The organism is Robertmurraya sp. (assembly GCF_036676585.1).
In the GTDB taxonomy this organism is placed as follows: domain Bacteria; phylum Bacillota; class Bacilli; order Bacillales; family Cytobacillaceae; genus Robertmurraya_A.
Window position 1 is genome coordinate 42,413 of sequence record NZ_JAKFCQ010000067.1, and the last position, 24,250, is coordinate 66,662.

Below are 24,250 nucleotides of genomic sequence, written 5' to 3' on the forward strand. Positions count from 1 at the left end.
TTAGAATATGTAACACAATCTTTTTAAAGGGGGAGGAGTACTTGTCTCGTCCGAAAATTGGATTAGCACTTGGTTCTGGTGGGGCAAGAGGCTTTGCCCATTTAGGTGTAATTAAAGTGTTACAAGCCGAAGGTATCCCTATTGATTTTGTTGCTGGAAGTAGCATGGGGGCACTAGTGGGCTGTTTTTATGGAGCAGGATTAGATGTAGAGAGGCTATATAAACTTTCAAAAGCATTTAAAAGAAAATATTATTTAGATTATACGGTACCAAAAATGGGCTTTGTTGCTGGAAAACGAGTAAAGGAGCTTATCCGCGTATTTACTCATGGGAAAAATATAGAAGAGTTAGACATTCCGGTTGCGGTGATAGCTACTGATTTAATGACTGGTGAAAAGGTCGTTTTCAAGGAGGGGCCGATAGCAGATGCAGTTCGAGCTAGCATCTCCATTCCTGGAATTTTTGTGCCAGAAAAGCATAATGGTCGCTTGCTTGTTGACGGTGGCGTTGTTGACCGAATACCGGTTTCTGTCGTGGAAGAAATGGGTGCAGATATTATCGTTGCGGTTGATGTTAGTCCAGTAAAATCCACTGCAGAAATTACCACGATTTATGATGTGATTATGCAAAGTATAGACATTATGCAAATGGAACTCGTTTCAAATCGTGAGGTAAAGTCCGATATCATGATTCGTCCTCCTGTACAAATGTATAATTCTCGTGCGTTTACAAATATCGAGGAGATTATAGCTATCGGGGAGGAGGAGGCTCTTAAAGCTGTACCAAAGATTAAAGAGCTGTTAAGTAATTGGAAGGGGTACTAGAATAAAATGAACAAAAAATGGATCGGGCGTATCGTACTATATATAATTGCCATTGCCTTACTAGTTGGCGCCTTTTTTTCACTACCATATTATATAACAAAGCCCGGAATGGCAAAGGAACTTGACCCCATTATTGAAGTGGAAGGTGGGTACGAGGAAGAAGGAAGTTTTATGCTTACTACGGTAGTCATGGGGCAAGCAAATATTTATACGTATCTGTTAGCAAAAATAAGTGAGTACCAAGAAATTTATCCTCTATCAGCCATTCGAGCGGAAGAAGAAAGCGATGAGGAATATAAAGTAAGACAGTTGCATTCTATGTCTACCTCTAAGCTAGCCGCTATTGAGGTAGCTTATAAAAAAGCGAATAAACCGATCTCATTTGAATATAAAGGAGTTTATGTATTAAGTGTCATGGATGGAATGCCTGCCATGGGGCAATTAGAGCCTGGTGATCGAATTTTTCAAGTAGATGAACTTACGTTTCAATCATCAGAAGAATTTATCAACTATGTAAGTAAAAAACAAGCAGGCGATACAATTACTTTATATTTTGAACGTAATGAGAAAGAAGAAAATGTTACTCTACCATTAAAAGCATTTGAAGCAGATCAAACAAAGGTAGGAGTAGGAATCGGTTTAGTGGATGATAAAGAAATTATTGTGGAGCCAGAGGTCACAGTTGAGACAAGTGATATAGGAGGCCCTTCAGCTGGACTGATGTTCTCTCTTGAAATATATAACCAATTGGTGAAAGAGGATTTAACAAAAGGTTACAATATCGCAGGGACTGGAACAATCGATGAAAACGGTACGGTCGGACGTATCGGAGGCATTGAACAAAAGGTAATTGCGGCAGATAAAGCAGATGCAGAAATTTTCTTTGCGCCAAATGAGGAGGGGGCTGCGGACTCAAACTATTTAGCAGCCGTCCAAACGGCAAAGGATATTGATACGAGTATGAAAATTGTACCGATTAATACATTTGAAGATGCAATAACGTATTTAGAAGTATTAGAGAAAAAAGAAGAATAGCCGCCCGAGCTATTCTTCTTTTTTTGAAATGAACATAGGTGCTTGTTTATATTCTAAGGATAGAGCACTGTGACGTTTGGTTTTGTCCAAACCGAGGGAATATATTTTTGCAGCCTTAATATCAAGTTCAATCTCTTTTCCGTTGTAGGAGGCAAGTCTTGAGACAATTGGTAGATTACTTTGCTTTTTCCACTTGTTTAAGTACTGCCTTCCCAAAGCTGTCATACCGAGCAGGCGAAGATAACTAGCTCGGTCGCTCAGGGCCCTCATTTGCTCTTTATTTGTATTTGTCAAAATATGAACGCAAAGCCGTTGCAAACGTGTCCATGTATACCTTTTTGTTTTGAGCAAGGTCATAAACTCGGAAAATGAATTTGCTTTATCAACCATTTGTAAGATTCGATTTTCTATTCCCTCTTCCACTTCGTAAATTCTAGCGAGTTCACTTTTATCAGTTGTTAGTAAACGATACTGAAGAAGTGGCCAATAGTCTTCCCATTGAAGAAATTGCCCAAACTGTCTCTTATAGTCCACAAGTTCTGTGTAGGTGGTGTTAGGGACATAAGAGGAAAGTTCATTCAACTGTCCGTCATTCGAAAAGATAGATTTACGAATGCTTGTCGCACTTGCAATATGGGTGGTGGATAATTCTGGATCATGATAACCCGCATTTTTTCTGGCTACAGTTAGCGGTGTTAAGCTTAGGTTTAACTCTTCAATTGCTCGAATATATTGAAAGCCAAGAATATTGTTTGGTTTTGATAGATCCATTATCTGACTCGAAGGCCTAAGCTCTTGGAAAGCGGAAGAAGTTGCTCTTGGATAGCTCATTCCTACATCCATATTCTTTTTGATTAAATGGTCATACGTTTCTTGATGTGTATGAATAAAATGTAGGGTAGAATAAAAGTCTTCTATGTGACCAGATTCACTACCAAAGCAGACGTAGTCACAACCTGCAGCAGCTAAAATGTCAATCGCTCCACGAGCAAAAGTTTCTGCCTTTTGTGTTGCAAAAGCGTAAGGAAGTTCAAAGACAATATCAACTCCACCTAATAATGCCATCTTAGCTCGATGCCATTTTGATAAAAGGGCAGGTTCTCCACGTTGTAAAAAAGGTCCGCTCATGACAGCAATGACCACATCAGCTCCTGACAAAATCTTTGATTGTTCTACATGGTAGAAATGTCCGTTATGAAATGGGTTGTACTCAACTACTACTCCAACAGCCTTCATAAAAAACTCCTTGATTTTATTGTGAAAAATAAAGATAATAAGCAAATAATGTTTTTTTACGATTAAGAACGAGGTTTAATGTCTACATTATAGTGTAAAGAAAAAATATTGACAAATAATTATATGAAAGCTATAATTACCTTTGTTGCCTTGAGGTGATTCGTATGAAATGGACATTAAGTCAGTTACAAAAATATCGAAGCAAGGACTTTCCTGTCGATGAAACAGTTAATATGGATGAGATTATGAAGATTGATCCAACCATACGTCGCGTATCACCAATTCGTGTGACGGGACGAGCTGATATAGATTCGTCAAAAGTAACCTTTCATTTAAAAATAAAGGGTTATCTCGTGTTGCCTTGTTCTCGTACGTTAGTTGACGTGAATTTTCCAATTGATGTCGAAACAACAGAAACTTTCCTCTTAAAAGGACTCGATTATGAGCTTGAAGAGGAAGTTCATCAAGTAAAAGGTGAAGTGATTGATCTTTTACCGGTCATACAAGAAATCCTTTTGCTAGAAGTACCTATGCAAGTATTTTGCGAAGACTATACTGGGACGGATGGTGCTCCTCAATCGGGTAAAGATTGGGAAGTTATTCACGAACAGGAGAAGCAGGATAAGATTGATCCTCGTCTAGCGGGACTTGCGAAATTACTGGATCAAAATGATCCTTCTTCACAATGAATGTGAAGAAGACAAGAAACATTTGAAGCTCAAGGAAACTTGGACTTCATAACTTTCTTAATACTCTTTAAGGAGGTGGGAAGAATGGCTGTACCTTTTAGAAGAACATCTAAAACTGCGAAAAGAAAGCGTCGTACTCACTTTAAACTACAAGTACCTGGTATGGTAGCATGCCCAAACTGTGGTGAAATGAAACTTGCTCACCGTGTATGTAAAGCTTGTGGAACATACAAAGGAAAAGAAGTTGTAAACGACTAATTTGAATGGCGTAAGCGTCTTACTTAATAGTAAGGCGCTTTTTGCATTTTTGTATTATTTACTCTTTTATCTGCAGGAGGGATTCCTTTGGCTTACGAGATTATAGAATTAGAGGAAGGCTTTTTACAATTTGTTATCAAGCGACATGAAAGAAGAAATGCAGTAAATTTTGAAGTGATGGATGGTCTTCAAACAGCCATTGATACAGTGAAGAAATCCAACCATTTAGGACTGGTTATAACAGGTGAAGGAGATAAAGCCTTTTGTTCTGGTGGGGATTTGTCTGTTTTCCATAAATTAAAGACAGAGCAAGAAGCATACGCGATGCTCTCTAGAATGGCAAAAATTCTATTTGAATTATTTATGCTTCCAAAGCCGACTATTGCTTTGTTAAACGGAATAGCGATTGGTGGAGGTTGTGAAATAGCAGCGGCATGTGATTTCCGATTTGCTCATTCCAGTGTTAAAGCTGGATTTGTACAAGGAAATCTAGCCATTACAACTGGATGGGGTGGGGGATCGATGCTCTTTGAGAGAATATCTTCTAGTCAAGCTCTATCAATGCTTATGAAAGCAAAAATATACGAAGCTCCCGAGTTAAAAGAAATGGGTTTTGTGGATTTTATGTATGAAGGCAGTCATTCAGAAGGCTTACGGGCAGGATTAGAGACGATGTCTTCCATAGAGAACGATGTGCTTCAAGCTTATAAGCAAATCGTTCTTAGTAGAAGAGATCCACTTAGATTGCAGGAGCAAGTGAAAAGGGAAGTTCGTCAATGTTCCATTCTATGGGAAAAAGAAGCCCACCATGAGAAAGTGAACCGTTTCATTAACAGAAAAAAATAGTAATATAAACATTTTTTACGTTTAAAAGAGAATTTGTTACGAAACCTCTTACAATATCAGTCTATCTTTCCTAGTAGAAGCATATGAATGAATAAAAAACACTAGGAGGGATTTGACAATGCCAACAAATCGTCAAGATGCTTGGTCACAAGATGAAGATTTGCTACTTGCTGAAGTAGTTTTACGTAATATTAGAGAAGGTGGAACACAACTGCAAGCATTCGAGGAAGTAGGAAAACAGCTTTCAAGAACTGCTGCTGCTTGTGGATTCAGATGGAATTCATACGTACGTAAGCAATACAAATCTGGAATTGAAATAGCAAAAAAACAGAGAAAAGAACTAAAGAAGAATGCTATTGCTCCAAGTGAATTTGCGGAGTTGGAAGAAAGTGCTTTAACTGAGCAACCTGCAGTCGAAGTACCGCAGACTCGCTCCTATCAAATAGAATTCAATGATCTTGTTGCTTTCTTAAAGGAACTGTACGAAAAAGCAGATTCAAGTCAAAGGGAAGAACATGAGAACTATAAAAAGCACATTCAAGAATTAGAAAAACAGCTTTATTATTTAGCAGCAGAAAATGAAAAGCTTGAAAAGGAATTAAAGCTTATTGAACAAGATTATAAAGCGCTTATAGATATTATGGAGAGAGCTAGAAAGATGGTTGTTTTACACGAAGAAGATCGGCTGAAAAAATAAATAAAAAACAGAAAAAGCGGACAAATGTCCGCTTTTTAATTTGTTCATTATTATTCCTTTTTTAAATCGTTTGACCAGATTAATGGATTTTCTCCAAAGTCCCGTCCGAGATCGTATTCAACTGGTTGGAAGCCCATATGAATCCAAAAGTCTCTTGAATTTACTCTCGGGTTTGTCTTAATCGGAAGACCGATATTCTTCGCAAATGCTACTAAGGCAGAACCGTAGCCTTTATGCTGGTAATCTGGTAAAACTTCAAGCTTCCAAAGCTCTAAATAGTCACACGGTGGTTCAAAGTAGCGGTTGTATTTAGCGTCCACTTGATACAAGCTCATTCGTGCTACAAGCTTATCTCCAAAATAAATTCCGTAAAAAGGAGATTCACTATCGTTCTCTATAATATTTGCCTCTAAATCCTCTACCATCGAGAGCTCTTGTAATCCATATTCTTTAAACTTTTTAAACTCTTCTAGCGTTTTATAATTAACTTTTAGTTTTTCAACCTTGTACCCCATATACCTTCCCCCTTGTCTTGTTGCAGTGAAATTCGTTTTATTTTGTATAAGTTTATTTCCCCTTGAATAAACATGAATGGAATCTTCACTACTGCATATGAACTAGAATTGCTTTAATTATATAACAAATTAACAAAAAATTCTGCTTTATATTTAGGAAAACGCTTTCAAAATTAGAAGGATATTGGCATGCTTATGAAGAAATGATTTTAGATGCTTCAATTAGAAAGGGGAACAATGATGCAAAAGATTCTAATTGCTAATCGGGGAGAGATAGCTTCAAGAATTATTAAAACATGCAGCAAAATGGGTATACAAACCATTGCTATTTATTCAGACGCGGACAAGGATCTACCTTTTGTATCCGAGGCAACAACCTCCTATCGAATCGGTGAAGCTCCTGTCGGAAAGTCATATATGAATCAAAAAGTAATATTAGAGATAGCTAAAAAAGAAAAGGTAGACGCTGTTCATCCTGGGTATGGATTCTTATCTGAAAATGCTAGCTTTGCCGAAGATATTAGAAAACAGGGTATTATTTTTATTGGACCGAATTCTAAAACCATACAAATGATGGGAGATAAAATCATTTCACGTGAAAAGATGTTGGAAGCAGGGATTCCAGTTGTACCTGGCAGTAATGAAGAACTTACGACAGAAGAAGAGGCAGTAGCAGCAGCAAATTCCATAGGTTATCCTGTGATTTTAAAAGCAAGTGGAGGTGGTGGTGGGATCGGAATGGTTCGGTGCGAGGATGAAAAAACTCTACGTAAAAACCTAGAAACTACCAAAAAAAGAGCAAAAACTTATTTTGCAAATGAGAAAGTATATGTTGAAAAGTACATACAATATGCACGCCATATAGAAGTCCAGATCTTTGGTGACAAAGCTGGGAATATCGTTCATTTATTCGAAAGGGATTGTTCGATCCAGCGTCGCCATCAAAAGGTGGTAGAAGAATCACCTTCTCCATTTTTATCAAAGGGTGCTAAAGAGAAAATGCTTCAGGCGGCTGTCCGGGCAGCAAAAGCAGTAGGGTATGAGAATGCCGGAACAGTAGAATTTATCGTCGATGAGGAAGAGAATTTTTATTTCCTTGAGATGAATACGAGATTACAAGTAGAACATCCGGTTACAGAAGAGATTACGGGCATAGATCTTGTTGAATGGCAAATTCTTGTGGCGAGGGGAGAAACATTGCCGTATAAGCAGGAGGAGCTGGAATCAAAAGGGCATGCCATTGAGTTTCGATTATATGCAGAAGATCCTGTGACCTTTATGCCTTCACCGGGCTGTATTGAGGTATTGGATTGGGGTAAGGGTGATGCGAGAGTGGACTTTGGATATAAAGAGGGTGTAGCGGTAACGCCTTTTTATGATCCGATGATCGCGAAATGTATTGTTCATGGAGAAAATAGAGATGAGGCTATTGAGAAAGCATCTGTTTTTTTTAACCAACTTCAATTAGAAGGAATAAAAACCAATGCTCCATTATTTAAGCATATTTTAAACGACACTGACTTTAAGACCGGCAAGTATTTTACTAACTACTTATCAGTAAAAAGATTTAACTAACAAGGGGGAGTTTTTATGTTACAAATTACTTCAACAATGGCTGGGACAATTCTTCAAATCAACATATCAGTTGGTGATCAAGTAGAAAACAATCAAGAAATTGCAATCCTTGAATCAATGAAAATGGAAATTCCTGTGGAAAGTCAAGAAGCAGGAAGAGTGAAGGAGATAAAGGTTGCTGAGGGTGATTTTGTTAATGAAGGGGACGTATTAATCGTACTGGAATAAAGGGACCTATTCCATTAACCGGCCGAGGAGGGAGAAAGATGGAGAAGCATTTTTCGGAACAATTAGGAGAAAAAATTAGGAAGATTGAAGAAGGTGGTCACAAGAAATATCATGAGAAACTTGAGGAACAAAAAAAGCTTTTTGTCAGAAAAAGATTAGAGCTTTTATTCGATGAGGGCATTTATGAGGAGGATGGAAAGTTTGCCAATTGTCAAAAAGATGAACTTCCAGCAGATGGTGTTATTACAGCTTTAGGGAAGATTAAGGGGCGGACGGTTTGTGTCATCGCCAATGACTCCACGGTGAAAGCTGGTTCATGGGGAGCTAGAACGGTAGAAAAGATTATACGAATTCAGGAAGTGGCTGAGAAATTAAAGGTTCCACTTTTGTACTTGGTCGATTCAGCAGGGGCTCGGATTACTGATCAACTTGACATGTTTCCAAATCGTCGGGGGGCAGGAAAAATATTTCATAATCAAGTAAAACTATCAGGGATGATCCCTCAAATTTGTATTTTGTTTGGTCCATCTGCAGCTGGTGGAGCTTATATTCCTGCGTTTTGTGATATTGTGATTATGGTTGATGGAAATGCCTCGATGTACCTTGGGTCACCACGTATGGCAGAAAAGGTTATTGGCGAAAAGGTTACATTAGAGGAGATGGGTGGAGCAAGGATGCATTGTTCAGTCAGCGGCTGTGGGGATATACTTGCTCAAAGTGAAGAGGATGCAATTGAAAAGGCTATTACCTATTTACATTACTTCCCGCAAAACTATCAGGTAAGGCCAAGCATAATCAAAGCCGTGGATGCAAAATTTGAAAAGCATCTGGAGGAGATCATACCCTCAAATCAAAATGCACCATTTAATATGTATGACTGTATCAATACATTGGTGGATGAGGGAAGCTTCTTTGAAATAAAAAAGCTGTTTGCAAGCGAACTTATTACCGGATTGGCAAGGATGAATGGTAGGGTTATAGGTATAATAGCCAATCAGCCAAAGGTAAAGGGTGGCGTCTTGTTTATTGATTCAGCTGATAAGGGAGCAAAGTTCATTCAATTATGCGACGCATTTCATATCCCGTTATTATTTTTAGCTGATGTTCCTGGCTTTATGATTGGTACAAAAGTAGAAAGGGCTGGAATTATTCGTCACGGCGCAAAATTAATTGCCGCCATGAGTTCAGCTACTGTTCCAAAAATCTCCGTCATAGTTAGGAAAGCATATGGTGCTGGATTATACGCGATGGCTGGTCCCGCATTTGAACCTGATTATTGTGTTGCGTTACCAACAGCTCAAATTGCCGTCATGGGTCCGGAGGCTGCGGTAAACGCAGTGTACTCGAATAAAATTAATGAAATCTCTGATCCTAAGGAGCGGTTAGCCTTTGTGAAAGAGAAGCATGAGGAATATAAAGAGCATATTGATATTTATAAATTAGCTTCCGAATTAATCGTGGACGACGTTGTAGGAGCGAATGATTTGCGCCAGGTGTTGATTCAGAGATTTTCTATATATGAAACAAAGGATGTTGTATTTAGTACGAGAAAGCATCCGGTGTATCCTGTGTGAGTAAAGACCTCTCTTCCGGAGGTCTTTTTTGATACGAATGACCTTTCTAATACCTTCTTTCAGTTTCTTCTGGTAAACTAATAGTAATATTGACGCATCGAGGGAGATAGAATGAAAATTGCGATCATTGGTGGTGGAGCTGTAGGTCTTTTGTTTTCTTCTTACTTACAAGAAGAAAATGATGTAATCCTTTACACGAGGTCAGAGGATCAGAGTGAAAGTATTCGTACGAATGGTTTGATAAGGAAAAATGGTGAAGAATCTATCTGTTTGCCAATAAACGTTCGACCGATTAGTCAATGGGATGAAACTGGTATGGAACTTGTGATTCTTTGTGTGAAGGAATATATGTTAGAGGAAATAATAAAGGACCTAACTTTTCCTCCCAACTTACCATTATTGTTTGTTCAGAATGGAATGGGACATTTATCTCTTCTAAAAAAAATAAATGCAAGGTCCCTATTTATAGGTTCCGTTGAGCATGGAGCATTAAGAGAAAATAACCATACGGTGAGTCATACAGGCATAGGGGTTACGAAACTAGCGATATTTCGAACGGTTGAAGGAGACCGATGGATTCTTGATGAGCTTATCTTCCAGTCCATAAAGAATTTTCCCGCTCAATTCGAACAGGAATACATGGTCATGCTAACGAAAAAGCTCGTTGTGAATGCGGTAATAAACCCTTTAACAGCTATATTAGGTGTGACCAATGGAAGTCTTTTAACAAATAAATACTATCAAATGATATTTGAACAGTTGTTTGATGAGGTTTGTCTTGCACTAAGTTTAGACCGCCTTACATATTATGAAAACCTTGTACACGTGTGTAAAAATACAGCAAAAAACGAGTCGTCTATGCTTAAGGATGTAAAAAATGATAGAAGAACAGAAATTGATGCCATTCTCGGGTACGTTCTTGAGGAGGCACAAAGGAAGGAAATAAAAGTGCCGCTCACTTTAACCTTTTATCATTGCATAAAAGGCAAAGAAATAAAGGAGGAGGGGATGTAAATGGGAAGCTTTTTTGCTACAGTATTTGCCACATTAGTGACCGTTCCAATTATAGGGTATTTTGTTGTGTTTGTTATTGCTAAACAGATTACAAAGAAACATAGAAAAGCAGTTCACCTTGCTTTGGATATCACTACAGTACTTTTTATCCTGTCTGTTCATTATCTTATTGTTACAATCTGGGACTTCTCATTATTGTGGCTTATTTTTATTTTAATGATTGCCATGGCCATTCTATCTTTACTCCTTCAGTACAAATTAAATGAAGAAGTTGATTTAAAAAAAGTGTTTCGGGGATTTTGGAGGTTTAATTTCTTATTGTTTTTTTCTGCCTATATCATATTAATATGCGTAGGTATCTTTTTAAGTGTGACAAAATCTATTTCGTGAACGAATGCATGATGAAAATGCAAAGGTTTTTATTTTCCATAAACACAGTGCTATACTGAAGATTAGAAATACTGTAAAGAGAAAGGAAGTACATAAATGGAGATGGTTAATCTCTTTCTCCCATCAACGAATCAGTTTGCTACCGATTATAGTACTGGGAATTCATTCATACGTCCGTTATTTCATTATCAATTTCAAGAAACAGAGAGCTATAGGAAAAGAGTAAAGGATCTAGAAAATATAAGCTTTAAAAGGGAAGAGCTTGCTGACTATATTGGGGAGTACATGAGTAAGTTCCCTAGTTCGAATGAGGTTGTTGCATCAATTTCTAAACTAAGGAACCCGGATAGCGTGGTGGTCATTGGGGGACAACAAGCAGGTATCTTAACCGGACCTCTATACAGTATACATAAAATCCTCTCTATTATTTTATTTGCTAAGAAGCAGGAAGCAGAACTGTCTGTTCCGGTTGTTCCGGTTTTCTGGATAGCAGGTGAGGACCACGACTATGATGAAGTGAATCATATTTTTGTAGAAAAAGACAATCAACTTGAAAAGTCGATGTACCCGGAGAAGGTTCTTGATAAACGAATGGTTACCAATATTGAGATCAAGAAGGATGTTTTAAAGAATTGGGTTACTGATATCATCTCCTCCTATGGGGAGACGGAACACACGAAATCCCTGCTTCAATTTGCCGATGCTGCTATTGAAAAGTCAGTAACGTTTGTCGACTTTTTTGCACAGATTACGATGAGCCTGTTTAAAGATTATGGTTTACTTATCGTTGATTCCGGTGATAAGGGATTAAGAAAGTTAGAAAAAGAATATTTTATTAATCAAATTAAAAGTACAAAAGAGATCACTGAAAAGGTAAAAAAGAAGCAGCAAGAACTCGAAGAGATAGGAATGACACAAACGATTGTGATAAATGATCTTTGTGCAAACCTCTTTTATTACGATGAAGTTTCTCATGAAAGAATTTTATTAGATTATATTCCAGAACAACAACAATTTGTAGGCGCTTCTGGTTCTGTCTCTTTTTCATACGATGAAATGTTAGAAATTGCCAGTGAGTTTCCTGAACGCTTAAGCAATAATGTCGTGACGAGACCACTTATGCAAGAGTGCTTGTTTCCGACATTAGCGTTTATTGCAGGACCAGGAGAGATTGCATACTGGGCTGAATTAAAGGAAGTGTTTGAGCATTTTGATATGAAAATGCCTCCGATTGTTCCGCGGCTAAACATTAGTTTGATTGAACGAAATGTGAGCTCCGACATGGAAGAACTAGGGTTAAAGTTAGAAGACGTTCTAACTGCTGGAACGGGAAAACAAAAGGAATTATTTCTAGATGCCAACCGTGACAGTAGTTTCCAGACATTGTTTGCTGAAACAAAAGACCAGTTAGTCAAAAACTACCTGGAAATTGAGAGAAAGACAGAGCAACATTATAAGGGTATGCTTCCGTTGTTGAAAAAAAATGAAAGCTTACTTTTAAAGCAAATCGATTTTATGGAAAATCGACTTGAACTTGCGTTGCTACAAAAGCATGAAGTGGTTATAGAAAAATATAATCGAATCGAACGTAAACTGAAGCCATCCGGTTCACCGCAAGAAAGAATCTGGAACCTCTTTTATTTTCTTAACCAGTACGGACTCTCGTTTATCGATGAATTATTAACACAACCGTATTTGTTTGATGGAAGTCACCAAGTGGTAAAATTATAAACTAGGAAAGACCTTGTCGTTATGATAAGGTCTTTTTTGTCGGTTTTTATAAATTTTTATATGATTTTAAAGCTTTTTATAAGAAAAAGGGGAATCATTCTCATTCTATTTTTGCAGGAAAATAACAGTGGGGGGAGAATTTATAAAAACATGTGGAGGAAAGTGGGGGATTGTGGTACATTTAGGGTAGAGAGTGGGGGTAGCGGGCATGTTTATGGGTGAATACCATCATAATGTTGATACGAAGGGACGTTTAATTGTGCCTGCAAAGTTCCGTGAACACTTAGGAGAAACCTTTGTGCTAACACGCGGCTTAGATCAATGTTTATTTGGTTATCCTCTTAGTGAATGGGATCAGATTGAGGAAAAGCTCAAAGGTTTACCATTAACTAAAAAAGACGCTCGTGCATTTACCCGTTTTTTCTTCTCAGGTGCGACTGAATGTGAAGTGGATAAACAAGGAAGAATAAACATTGCTACTCCACTAATGCAATACGCAAAGCTTGAAAAAGAATGCGTCGTTCTCGGAGTCTCAAACCGAATTGAAATTTGGAGTAAGACATTATGGGAAGAATACTTTACAGAATCTGAGCAATCTTTTGCTGAAATTGCAGAGAATATGATTGGATTTGATATTTAAGGATTCTATTCATGGGCGTAATTCGAAAGGTGGACAACAATGTTTGAACATACTACCGTGCTTTTGCACGAAACTGTTGATGGACTCAATATTAAACCAGATGGTATATATGTGGACTGTACAATGGGTGGAGCGGGGCATAGTGCGCTTATTCTATCCAAGTTGTCAAAGGAAGGAAGATTATTTGCCTTTGACCAAGATGACGTTGCCATTGAAAATGCAAAGGAAAAATTAGCTGCATATGAAGGGCAATTAACTATTGTAAAAAGTAATTTTCGATACCTGCAAGAGGAATTACACAAGCTAGGGATTGAAAAGGTTGATGGAGTTCTTTATGATTTAGGCGTTTCCTCCCCACAATTAGACACACCGGAACGAGGATTTAGTTATCACCATGATGCCCCTTTAGACATGAGAATGGATCAACAGGCAGACCTCTCCGCATATGACGTTATTAATTCCTGGAGTTTTGAAGAGCTAGTGAAAATATTCTTTAAATATGGAGAAGAGAAATTCTCTAAACAAATTGCTAGAAAAATTGAGGCGGCAAGAGAAATAAAGCCAATTTCAACAACAGGAGAGCTAGTGGACTTGATCAAAGAGGGAATACCGGCTCCAGCTCGAAGAAAAGGTGGGCATCCAGCTAAACGAATTTTTCAAGCAATCCGAATTGCAGTAAATGACGAATTAGGTGTATTTGAAGATTCGTTAAATCAAGCGATTGATTTACTGAACCCTGGTGGAAGAATTAGTGTCATTACTTTCCACTCATTAGAGGACCGGATTTGTAAGGTGATATTTAAGAAGGCTAGTGAAACACCAGACCTTCCAAAAGGATTGCCTATTATCCCGGATGAGTTCAAACCAGAACTAAAGTTAATTACGAGAAAACCAATTGTGCCATCAGAAGAAGAATTAGAACATAACAATCGAGCACGTTCGGCAAAGTTACGTATTGCCGAAAAGCTGTAAACCTATCTAGGAGGGAATAGGATGAGTAACTTAGCAAGGAAGCTTCAGCAGGAACAGCAGCAACAAACCGTACAAGCACCTCAAAAGGTAAGAAAGACCAACTCATGGTTGTCTCCTGGAGAGAAAATCCTTGGTGTCACTTTTTGTGCCGCTCTATGCTTTGGTGCCGTACATATTATTTCAAATCAAGCGGCGATTTATGAATTAAATAAGGATATACAAAATACCTCTGTTAAATTAGAGGACCAACAGAAGATTAATAATGACTTAAGAATGCAAGTGGGAGAGTTAAGCACTCCAGATCGAATCCGCAGCATGGCAGAAAAGCTTGGATTAAAGCTTAATGACAATAATGTTAAGGTTGTGCAGGAGTAATGACAAAGAAACAGCCCAATATGAATGTGGGAGCAGCGATATTATTTATAATATTTAGCCTGCTCTTTTTTGTCTTAATTTTTCGGTATGTAACGATTTTGGCAACAGGAGAAGTGCACGGGCAGAATTTGTCTGCTTTAGCTCAGCAAAAATATGAGAAAGAGGCAACGATTGAGGCTACAAGAGGAACGATATATGACAACAATGGTGAAGTGATCGCAGAAGATACAGCTTCCTTCAAGTTAGTTGCGATTTTGGATGAAACATTAACCACTAGTCCTAAAAATCCAAGACATGTCGTTGACAAAGAAAAGACGGCCAGAGAGTTGTCAAAAGTGATTGATTTAGAAGAATCAGAGATTTATAGAATTCTTTCTAAAGAGGGTGCTAAGCAGGTAGAGTTCGGAACGAAGGGTAGAGATATTTCAATTCAAGTAAAAACAGAAATTGAAAATCTAAAACTTCCAGGAATTACATTTATACGTGGATCAAAGCGTTTTTATCCAAACGGCATTTTTTCCTCTCACGTAGTTGGCTATGTTGATGTGGATGAAGAAACGAATCAGACGGTTGGGCAGCTTGGAATCGAAAAATCAATGAACGAGGAATTAACCGGAATTAACGGGAAAGTAAATTACCCTGGTGACTTTTGGGGGTATATCCTACCCGGCGGTGAGGAAAATGTAACAGCGGCTAAAGATGGATATGATATTTATTTAACACTAGATAAAAAGATTCAGACTCTTCTTGAGGATGCTATGAACAAAGTGGATGAACAGTATGATCCAGCTAAAATGGTCGCGGTAGTAGCTGATCCAAAGACCGGTGAAATTTTAGCGATGGCGCAAAGACCAACGTTCCATCCAACAACTAGAGAAGGAATCTCTGACACCTGGCACAATGAGGTAATCGAAAACTCATTTGAACCAGGATCAACAATGAAAATTTTCACTCTTGCGGCTGCCGTTCAGGAAGGAGTTTTCAATCCGAACGAGGGGTACCAATCAGGTTCGTATAAACCAACCGAAAATTCGCAAAGGATTCACGATCATAATGGTAGCGGGTGGGGTACAATTTCCTACTTAGAAGGATTACAAAGATCCTCAAACGTAGCGTTTGCTAAACTTGTGAAGGAAAAGATCGGGTATGATACGTTTCGAGAGTATTTAACGAAGTTTGGGTTTGATCAGCCAACTGGGATTGACCTTCCCAATGAAACGAGCGGAAAGATCGTTTACCAATACCCAATTGATAAAATTACAACAGGGTATGGACAAGGAACAGCCATTACACCAATTCAGCAAATTCAAGCAGCCACTGCTATTGCAAACGGCGGTAAAATGGTGAAACCACATGTGATTGATAAGATTGTAGATCCAGCGTCAGGAAAGACGATTAAGCAAACAGAAACAGAAGTTGTCGGAACACCAATCTCAGAGGAAACCGCCAACCAGGTTCTTGAGTATCTAGAGACAGTGGTTAGTTCGCCGAAGGGAACAGGGTATAACCGATACAATATTGAAGGATATCAGGTTGCTGGGAAAACAGGTACTGCGAGTATGACCCAAAATGGTGTGTACTTAAATGGGAAGAATGACTATGTGTTTTCGTTTTTAGGGATGGCTCCTGCAGATGATCCGCGATTAATTATTTATGTGGCAGTACAGCAGCCGAAGGTAGACCATTATTCAGAAGGATCTATACCAGTTTCCATGATATTTAATCCAGTTATGAAAAATAGTCTTCAGTATTTAAATATTGAACCAGCTGAGCAAAAAGAGGTAGAGCCAATTACTGTTCCAGATTTTCTAAATAAAAACGTTGGAGAGACCGAAGAGCAAGTGAAAAGTTTTGGAGCTCATACCATTGTTATTGGGAATGGAACCAATGTCATTGCACAATCTCCACAAGAGGGAGAGAAAATACTCGCTGGAGAAAAGGTATTCATTGTAACAGACGGAGATTTAACGATGCCAGATGTTACAGGATGGTCCTTAAGAGATGTTGTTAAGATTGCTTCGCTTGCTAATTTACAACTAAGTACAACTGGCAGCGGCTATGTGACAAAACAAAATATAAGTGTAGGAAGTGTTGTAGAAGCGGGTGATCATTTAGTGATTCACCTGAAGGCACCGACAGAAGAAGAAACAAAGCTTGGTGATGATGCTTCTGAGGAAACTGGAACAGAAACAGAAGAAGGTTCAGAAGAACAAGCAGAAGAAGTGGAATCAGAATAATCTTAGAACGTACAAGTGATGCTTGTGCGTTCTATTTTTTTTTGTACAAGCATATAGTGGAACGAGCCATATATGTTGTTAGGAGGTTCTAACGAAGATGCGAGTGTCAAATGTTACAGTACGAAAAAGACTAACGATCTCACTTTTAGTAGGGTTTCTCATTTTCCTTATTATTGATGTAAGGCTAGGGTATGTACAATTTGCCTTAGGAAATATTTTAACCGATGGAGCGAAAGATCTTTGGAGTCGGAATATACCTTTTGAACCCGAGCGTGGTGAAATTGTCGATCGTAACGGTGTTGCACTCGCTACAAATAAAAGTGCACCGACCGTTTATGTAGTGCCAAGACAGGTGAAGGATCCTGCGAAAACAGCAGAGCAGCTAGCTGCCGTTTTAAACTTTTCAAAAGAGAAAGCGTACCAATATGTAACAAAGTCAGCGTCGATCGTGAGAATTAATGAGGGGCGAAAAATTACCCATGAAAAGGCGAATGAAGTTCGTGATTTGAACTTAGAAGGTGTATATATCGGAGAAGATTCGAAACGCCACTATCCGTTTGGGAACTATTTATCTCATGTTCTCGGTTTTACAGGGAGTGATAATCAGGGATTAACAGGTCTTGAAGCGTATTATGACAAAGAGCTCATGGGAGAAGAAGGTTCTGTAAAATTCTATGCAAATGCCAAAGGACAAAGAATGAATGATATGGCAGATGACTATGAGGCTCCTGTTGATGGATTAGATTTAAAACTAACCATTGATTCAAAGGTACAAACGATAGTAGAAAGAGAGTTGGATAATGCGCAGGCGCAATATAATCCTGATGGTATGATAGCCATAGCTATGGACCCGAATACCGGAGAGATTTTGGCAATGTCAAGCCGGCCGGGGTTTGATCCAGCTGAGTTCCAAGAGGTGAATCCTGAAGTGTATAACCGAAATCTCCCTGTTTGGAGTACGTATGAGCCAGGGTCTACCTTTAAGGTTATTACACTAGCAGCTGCACTTGAAGAGGGGAAAGTAGATTTAGAGAATGATCACTTTCATGACTCTGGATCGGTCAAAGTTGGTGGAGCGACGCTAAGATGCTGGAAACGAGGGGGACATGGGTCGCAAACCTATTTGGAGGTTGTGCAAAATTCCTGTAACCCAGGTTTTGTTCAATTAGGTGAAAGTCTCGGGAAAGATACATTATTTAAGTATATAAAGGATTTTGGATTTGGACAAAAAACAGGAATTGACCTACAAGGAGAAGGAAAAGGAATCTTATTTAATCTAGATCGAGTCGGACCAGTGGAATTAGCTACGACTGCATTTGGTCAAGGGGTATCAGTTACACCCATTCAACAGGTTGCTGCGATATCGGCAGCAATTAACGGTGGTACGTTATACACCCCTTATATTGCGAAGGAATTAGTTGATCCGCGAACTGGTGAAGTCGTAATGAAAAAGTCACCAGTAGCGAAACGAAAGGTAATTTCAGAAGATACCTCAGAGAAAATTCGATACGCTCTTGAAAGTGTTGTGGCACAAGGATCAGGTGGAAGAGCCTTTGTTGAAGGCTATCGAGTTGGTGGTAAAACAGGAACAGCGCAAAAGGTAAAGGACGGAAGGTATATGGAAAATAATCATATCGTTTCTTTTATTGGATTTGCGCCAGCGGACGACCCGCAACTCGTTGTGTATGTGGCTGTTGACAATCCTAAGGGAACTACACAGTTTGGGGGAGTGGTTTCCGCACCAATCGTAGGTAGCATTATGGGTGATAGTTTGAGAGCTTTAGGAGTAGAACCAAGAAAGGGTCAGCTAGAAAAAGAGTACAAGTGGCCAGATGTACCAATGATTGAGGTTCCTGATGTAGTTGGGATGACCAAAACAGAACTTGGCGATTTATTTGTTAATCTGAAAATTGAAACCTCTGGAGAAGGTAATGTAGTTGTAAAGCAAACACCGGAAGCAGGGGTAAAGTTAAAAGAAGGATCAACCATTCGATTGTATTTTGATAATGTGGAACAGAAAGAAGACGAGAAAGAGAAAGAAGAATAGACTGATTCAGTGTGTAGACGGCGAAGTTTTTTCGCCGTCTTTTCAAAATGCTACATTATAGAATAGCGAAAAAGGGTAACTTCATGTAAAATAGATAGGCGCATGCTTTTTTTTGGAAGTAGGTTAAATTATGAGAGGATTTGAGGAAATGAAACTACATACACTGGTCAATCACCTTCAACCGCTTGTTCCTTTCGAGGGTGAAAATCCAGACATATTACACATACATAATGACAATCGTAAAGTAACAGAAGGTAGTTTATTTATTTGTATAAAAGGCTTTACTGTCGATGGTCATGATTTTGCAGAGAATGCGGTGAAGTCTGGTGCGGTAGCCGTTATAGCAGAAAGACCGTTACAAGTGGACGTACCTGTTGTAATTGTAAAAGATACAAAACGTGCAATGGCAGTTATAGCAGATGCTTTTTATGGACAGCCAAGTCAGAAAATGAAAGTTGTTGGAATCACCGGGACAAACGGGAAAACAACAACGAGTCATATTATCGACCATATTCTGAAAGAGGCAGAAAAGAAAACTGGGCTAATCGGGACCATGTATACGAAAATTGGTGAAGATGTTCTTGAAACAAAAAATACTACTCCTGAGAGCTTAACTTTACAGAACATCTTTCATCAAATGATTGAAAAGCAAGTTGATTGTGCGGTTATGGAGGTTTCCTCTCATGCGCTAGTGGAAGGAAGAGTTCATGGTACGGACTTCGATGTTGCTGTGTTTACAAATTTATCACAGGATCATTTAGATTTTCATGGTTCGATGGAGGAGTATAAGAGAGCAAAAGGTTTATTGTTTGCCCAGCTAGGGAATAAATTTACTCTTAATCAACCGAAATATGCTGTACTAAATGCCGATGATGAGGCTAGTGAGCAGTACGCACATTCCACTTCGGCACATATCCTAACATATGGCATTCAGCATGATGCAGATATTAAAGCAACTAATATTTCCATGTCAGCAAAAGGCACCACTTTCTTATTAGTTACTCCAATCGGTTCCTCTAAGGTGACGATCAAACTTGTTGGGAAATTTAATGTATATAATGTACTCGCGGCTATAGGTGCAGCAATGGCACTAGGAATTCCATTATCTGTTATAACAGACGCTTTAAGCATCATGGAAGGTGTAGCAGGACGATTTGAACTTGTCGATGCAGGACAAAACTTTACTGTTATAGTAGATTACTCCCATACACCAGATAGTTTACAGAACGCACTTGAGACCATTAAAGAATTTGCTGTAGGGAAGACTCATGTGGTCGTTGGCTGCGGCGGGGACCGCGACCGTACAAAGAGACCATTGATGGCAAGAATCGCTTGTGATTATGCTGATGATGCCATTTTTACTTCTGATAATCCGAGAAGTGAGGACCCGTTTGCGATTCTAAATGAGATGGAAACAGGGGTTTCAGGAAGAAAATATAAAGTCATTGAAAATCGAAAGCAGGCGATTTACGAGGCGATTAATCAAGCCGAAAAAAATGATATTATCCTCATTGCTGGAAAAGGTCATGAAACATATCAGCAAATTGGCAAGGATATCCACCATTTTGACGACAGACTCGTTGCAAAGGATGCTATTTTAGAAAAAAATAAAGCGTAAAGCAAGAAAGGCTAGAATTTACATGATATTATACAAATTTTCACATGAAAAACTTCTGAATACAAAGGAACAAACATATGATATTGCTGTACTACATAAACAGCTTATTCATACTAGTGTTTCCGTGATGGAAAAAGTGGGGGGAAAGTGATGGAGCAAGTTATATTATTCACCATATTAGTGGGATTTCTCATTTCGGTCATCCTATCCCCAATTTTGATTCCGTTTTTAAGAAGGTTGAAATTCGGACAAAGCATTAGAGAAGAAGGACCTAAATCGCATCAAAAGAAATCAGGTACTCCGACGATGGGCGGTACGATGATCTTATTATCTATCGTTGTTACGACTATTGTGATGACATCGAAGTATTCGGAGCTTTCCGTACAAACATATTTACTACTTTTTGTAACAATAGGGTTTGGTCTTTTAGGATTTTTAGATGACTTTATTAAAGTGGTCATGAAGAGGAATTTAGGATTAACTTCTAGGCAAAAGCTATTTGGACAAATCGTTATTTCGTTTATTTTTTATTTTATTTTAAGACAAAATGAATTCTCAACAACAGTCTCCATTCCACTAACAGACATTAGTTTTGACCTTGGTTGGCTGTATGTATTTTTTATCATTTTCTGGCTAGTCGGGTTTTCAAATGCGGTAAATTTAACAGACGGTTTAGATGGGCTAGTTTCGGGGACAGCAGCTATTGCTTTTGGAGCTTTTGCTGTACTGTCTTGGAACCAGGGGGCATATGATGTAGCCATTTTCTCTTTAGCAGTTGTTGGTGCTGTACTAGGATTTCTTGTCTTTAATGCCCATCCCGCTAAAGTGTTTATGGGAGATACGGGATCTCTTGCTTTAGGGGGAGCGATAGCTACTATTGCCATTTTAACTAAGCTAGAAATTCTGCTAATCATTATTGGAGGAATATTTGTAGTTGAAACATTGTCCGTGATTCTACAGGTGATTTCTTTTAAAACGACTGGTAAAAGGATATTCCGTATGAGTCCTTTGCATCATCATTATGAGTTAATTGGTTGGTCCGAATGGAGAGTAGTTGTCACGTTCTGGACAGTTGGGTTAATATGTGCTGTATTAGGAATCTATATCGAGGTGTGGTTGTAATTGAGAGATATTAAAGATTATGTTCATAAAAAAGTACTTGTACTTGGTTTAGCGAAGAGTGGGGTCGGTGCAGCAAATTTGTTGCACCGTTTAGGTGCGTTTGTCACTGTGAATGATAATAAGCCATTATCTGAGAATCCTGAAGCTCAGGGGTTGCTTGAACAAGGGATCACAGTTATTTGTGGAAGTCATCCAGTCGAGCTTTTAGATGAAGGCTTTGAGCTTATCGTAAAGAACCCAGGTATTCCTTATCATAATGAAATGATCCAGGCGGCCATTGAAAAAGGAATTCCAATTATTACTGAAGTTGAGCTGGCGTATCAAATTTCTGAAGCTCCTTTTATTGCCATTACAGGTACGAATGGAAAAACAACAACTACCACTCTTATTTTTGAAATGTTAAAGGCAGGAAATAAGGCACCTTTAATTGCGGGGAACATTGGAACGGTTGCGTCAGAAGTGGCTCAGGAAGCAACATCTGAAAATACGATTGTTATTGAACTATCATCGTTTCAGCTAATGGGAATTACAACATTTAAGCCGAGGATTGCTGTACTCACTAATCTGTATGATGCTCATTTAGACTATCATGGTACCAGAGGAGAGTATTGGAGTGCGAAAGCAAATATAACGAAGTACCAAACAGATGAAGATTACTTTATCGTTAATGGAGATCAAGAGAGCACATTTGAAATAGGCCAAAGAAGCAACGCGGTCTGTGTTCCTTTTTCTACAAAACAATTTCAACCAAATGGTGCCTATGTATTAGATGATTATCTGTACTTTAAAGAAGAAAAGATTATTGAAATCGCTGATATTGTTTTACCCGGTGAGCATAACCTTGAAAATATCCTTTCAGCAGTAGCAGCTGCAAAGCTTACAAATGTTTCAAACGAAGCAATCGTCGAGGTACTGACCACTTTTACTGGTGTTAAGCATCGTCTTCAATATATTGGAGAAATCGAAGGGCGTAAGTTTTATAATGATTCAAAAGCAACAAATATATTAGCGACAGAAAAAGCTTTAACTGCATTTAAAACACCTATTGTGTTACTTGCCGGAGGATTGGATCGTGGAAACGGGTTTGACGAGTTAATTCCATTCTTACACAATGTGAAAACTGTTGTCACGTTTGGACAAACGGCTCCTAAAATTGAGGAGGCAGCACAGAAGGCAGGAATAAAAACAATTGTCCGTGTCGATAATGTGGAAAAAGCCGTACCTGTTGCCTTTACACACTCAAGTTCAGGAGATGTGATCCTCTTATCACCTGCATGTGCTAGCTGGGATCAATACAAAACTTTTGAGGTTAGAGGAGACATTTTTATCAATGCGGTGCATAAGCTTAAGTAAGGGCTTGTCTTATGGAGACTATTGAACGTAATGGTATCTAATTAAGGTGTAATCCTCACTGTAAGCCCTAAAACTTGCATTCGAGGTGTGTTCTTTTGCCGACTAAAAAAGCTACTCCAGATCTGATATTATTGATTGTAACATTTACCCTTTTAGCGACCGGATTAATTATGGTTTATAGTGCGAGTGCCATTTGGGCTGACTATAAATTTGACGATTCCTTTTATTTTGCCAAACGACAAATGTTGTTTGCTGGGGTCGGAATTGTGGCCATGTTCTTCATTATGAATGTCGATTATTGGACGTGGCGAACTTTCGCAAAAATGATCATAATCATCTGTTTTGTCCTTCTTGTTCTTGTACTCATCCCAGGGATAGGAAATGTAAGAAACGGTTCCCGAAGCTGGATTGGGGTTGGTGCGTTTTCTATTCAGCCTTCAGAGTTTATGAAGCTCGCGATGATTGCGTTTTTAGCTAAGTTTCTTTCGGAAAATCAAAAAAAGATTACTTCTTTCAGAAAAGGTCTTATGCCATCTCTTGGCTTAGTATTTCTTGCATTCGGGATGATTATGCTACAACCAGACCTAGGAACTGGAACGGTGATGGTTGGAACGTCGGTTGTCATGATTTTTATCGCTGGTGCCAGAATTGGCCATTTTGTGGGCTTAGGATTGCTAGGGGTTATTGGGTTTGTTGGCCTAGTTATATCAGCCCCATACCGAATTAAGAGGATTACCTCCTTTTTAGATCCATGGGAGGACCCACTCGGCAGTGGTTTTCAAATCATTCAGTCTCTTTATGCGATTGGTCCAGGTGGATTATTCGGTTTAGGATTAGGACAAAGTAGACAAAAGTTCTTCTATCTACCTGAACCACAAACCGATTTTATCTTTGCCATCTTGGCTGAGGAATTGGGTTTCATTGGAGGATCCTTTGTTTTACTTCTATTCGCTTTATTATTATGGCGTGGAATTCGAATTGCTCTAGGTGCTCCAGATTTATTTGGTAGTTTTTTAGCAGTTGGAATTGTTGCAATGGTCGCTATTCAAGTAATGATTAATGTGGGTGTGGTTACAGGACTGATGCCGGTTACTGGAATTACTCTTCCGTTTCTGAGCTATGGAGGTTCTTCCTTAACACTCATGCTTATGGCCATTGGGGTGCTACTAAACGTTAGTAAACACTCGAAATTATGAGATAGATAAGCTTAAGAACCCTGTTATTCATGCAGGGTTCTCTTCTGTTTATTATTACATTTAGATGACAATCGTTCG

At 38.7% G+C, this 24,250-nt stretch carries 23 protein-coding genes; 21 read left to right on the plus strand and 2 right to left on the minus strand.

Features of this window, described 5'->3' with window-relative positions:
* Positions 1-41: 41 nt before the first annotated feature.
* Positions 42-824, plus strand: a complete 783-nt coding sequence (locus ACGLXV_RS08630) for a patatin-like phospholipase family protein (protein ID WP_391558291.1) — start codon at positions 42-44, stop codon at positions 822-824.
* 6 nt (positions 825-830) lie between these two features.
* Positions 831-1,859, plus strand: coding sequence for a SepM family pheromone-processing serine protease (locus ACGLXV_RS08635; protein WP_391558292.1), 1,029 nt, complete (start codon positions 831-833; stop codon positions 1,857-1,859).
* Between the two features lie 9 nt (positions 1,860-1,868).
* Here the strand turns inward: ACGLXV_RS08635 and ACGLXV_RS08640 are convergent, their stop codons facing one another.
* Positions 1,869-3,095: a nucleotidyltransferase gene (locus ACGLXV_RS08640; protein WP_391558293.1), complete on the minus strand. Its 1,227-nt coding sequence runs from the start codon at positions 3,093-3,095 to the stop codon at positions 1,869-1,871.
* Positions 3,096-3,259: 164 nt separating this feature from the next.
* Between ACGLXV_RS08640 and ACGLXV_RS08645 the strand changes: the two genes are divergently transcribed.
* The 4 genes from ACGLXV_RS08645 (at position 3,260) to ACGLXV_RS08660 (ending at position 5,585) form a co-directional block, all read left to right on the plus strand.
* Positions 3,260-3,784, plus strand: coding sequence for a YceD family protein (locus tag ACGLXV_RS08645; RefSeq protein WP_119707438.1), 525 nt, complete (start codon positions 3,260-3,262; stop codon positions 3,782-3,784).
* Positions 3,785-3,868: 84 nt separating this feature from the next.
* Positions 3,869-4,042, plus strand: coding sequence for a 50S ribosomal protein L32 (gene rpmF / locus ACGLXV_RS08650; protein ID WP_023615018.1), 174 nt, complete (start codon positions 3,869-3,871; stop codon positions 4,040-4,042).
* An 87-nt stretch (positions 4,043-4,129) separates the two neighbouring features.
* Positions 4,130-4,888 carry an enoyl-CoA hydratase/isomerase family protein gene (locus tag ACGLXV_RS08655; RefSeq protein ID WP_391558294.1) on the plus strand — a complete coding sequence of 253 codons (759 nt, stop codon included), beginning with the start codon at positions 4,130-4,132 and terminating at the stop codon, positions 4,886-4,888.
* A gap of 118 nt (positions 4,889-5,006) precedes the next feature.
* The gene (locus tag ACGLXV_RS08660; RefSeq protein WP_391558295.1) at positions 5,007-5,585 is read left to right on the plus strand and encodes an RsfA family transcriptional regulator; all 579 of its coding nucleotides are present in this window, start codon (positions 5,007-5,009) and stop codon (positions 5,583-5,585) included.
* 50 nt (positions 5,586-5,635) lie between these two features.
* On the opposite strand, the gene ACGLXV_RS08665 is transcribed toward ACGLXV_RS08660, so the two are convergent.
* On the minus strand, positions 5,636-6,100 hold the full coding sequence (locus ACGLXV_RS08665) for an N-acetyltransferase (protein ID WP_391558296.1): 465 nt from the start codon (positions 6,098-6,100) through the stop codon (positions 5,636-5,638).
* A 240-nt stretch (positions 6,101-6,340) separates the two neighbouring features.
* On the opposite strand from ACGLXV_RS08665, the gene ACGLXV_RS08670 reads away from it, so the two are divergent.
* From ACGLXV_RS08670 to spoVE, 15 genes are all read left to right on the plus strand, one after another.
* Positions 6,341-7,675 (plus strand): acetyl-CoA carboxylase biotin carboxylase subunit, encoded by a 1,335-nt coding sequence (locus ACGLXV_RS08670; RefSeq protein WP_391558326.1) that lies wholly within the window; start codon positions 6,341-6,343, stop codon positions 7,673-7,675.
* Positions 7,676-7,690: 15 nt separating this feature from the next.
* Entirely contained in the window at positions 7,691-7,903 is a 213-nt protein-coding gene (locus ACGLXV_RS08675; RefSeq protein ID WP_391558297.1) for an acetyl-CoA carboxylase biotin carboxyl carrier protein subunit, read from the plus strand.
* A gap of 38 nt (positions 7,904-7,941) precedes the next feature.
* Positions 7,942-9,477, plus strand: coding sequence for an acyl-CoA carboxylase subunit beta (locus ACGLXV_RS08680; protein WP_391558298.1), 1,536 nt, complete (start codon positions 7,942-7,944; stop codon positions 9,475-9,477).
* Positions 9,478-9,588: 111 nt separating this feature from the next.
* A complete protein-coding gene (locus tag ACGLXV_RS08685) occupies positions 9,589-10,491 on the plus strand; it encodes a 2-dehydropantoate 2-reductase (RefSeq protein WP_391558299.1) in 903 nt (300 codons plus the stop codon).
* Positions 10,492-10,881 (plus strand): DUF3397 domain-containing protein, encoded by a 390-nt coding sequence (locus tag ACGLXV_RS08690; protein WP_119707446.1) that lies wholly within the window; start codon positions 10,492-10,494, stop codon positions 10,879-10,881.
* Positions 10,882-10,977: 96 nt separating this feature from the next.
* Complete coding sequence (gene bshC, locus ACGLXV_RS08695) at positions 10,978-12,612, plus strand: bacillithiol biosynthesis cysteine-adding enzyme BshC (RefSeq protein WP_119707447.1); 1,635 nt, start codon at positions 10,978-10,980, stop codon at positions 12,610-12,612.
* A gap of 208 nt (positions 12,613-12,820) precedes the next feature.
* Positions 12,821-13,252: a division/cell wall cluster transcriptional repressor MraZ gene (gene mraZ, locus ACGLXV_RS08700; protein ID WP_251515898.1), complete on the plus strand. Its 432-nt coding sequence runs from the start codon at positions 12,821-12,823 to the stop codon at positions 13,250-13,252.
* 39 nt (positions 13,253-13,291) lie between these two features.
* Positions 13,292-14,224, plus strand: coding sequence for a 16S rRNA (cytosine(1402)-N(4))-methyltransferase RsmH (rsmH, locus tag ACGLXV_RS08705; RefSeq protein ID WP_391558300.1), 933 nt, complete (start codon positions 13,292-13,294; stop codon positions 14,222-14,224).
* A 21-nt stretch (positions 14,225-14,245) separates the two neighbouring features.
* On the plus strand, positions 14,246-14,599 hold the full coding sequence (gene ftsL / locus ACGLXV_RS08710) for a cell division protein FtsL (protein ID WP_119707451.1): 354 nt from the start codon (positions 14,246-14,248) through the stop codon (positions 14,597-14,599).
* Positions 14,599-16,836, plus strand: a complete 2,238-nt coding sequence (locus tag ACGLXV_RS08715) for a penicillin-binding protein (RefSeq protein WP_391558301.1) — start codon at positions 14,599-14,601, stop codon at positions 16,834-16,836. Before ftsL ends, ACGLXV_RS08715 begins: the two co-directional genes overlap by 1 nt.
* A gap of 97 nt (positions 16,837-16,933) precedes the next feature.
* Entirely contained in the window at positions 16,934-18,883 is a 1,950-nt protein-coding gene (locus ACGLXV_RS08720; protein WP_391558302.1) for a stage V sporulation protein D, read from the plus strand.
* 148 nt (positions 18,884-19,031) lie between these two features.
* Positions 19,032-20,501: a UDP-N-acetylmuramoyl-L-alanyl-D-glutamate--2,6-diaminopimelate ligase gene (locus ACGLXV_RS08725; RefSeq protein WP_391558303.1), complete on the plus strand. Its 1,470-nt coding sequence runs from the start codon at positions 19,032-19,034 to the stop codon at positions 20,499-20,501.
* A gap of 147 nt (positions 20,502-20,648) precedes the next feature.
* Positions 20,649-21,623, plus strand: coding sequence for a phospho-N-acetylmuramoyl-pentapeptide-transferase (gene mraY / locus ACGLXV_RS08730; RefSeq protein WP_391558304.1), 975 nt, complete (start codon positions 20,649-20,651; stop codon positions 21,621-21,623).
* Entirely contained in the window at positions 21,624-22,976 is a 1,353-nt protein-coding gene (gene murD, locus ACGLXV_RS08735) for a UDP-N-acetylmuramoyl-L-alanine--D-glutamate ligase (protein ID WP_391558305.1), read from the plus strand.
* Positions 22,977-23,071: 95 nt separating this feature from the next.
* On the plus strand, positions 23,072-24,172 hold the full coding sequence (gene spoVE, locus ACGLXV_RS08740) for a stage V sporulation protein E (RefSeq protein ID WP_119707456.1): 1,101 nt from the start codon (positions 23,072-23,074) through the stop codon (positions 24,170-24,172).
* The last annotated feature ends 78 nt before the right edge of the window (positions 24,173-24,250 follow it).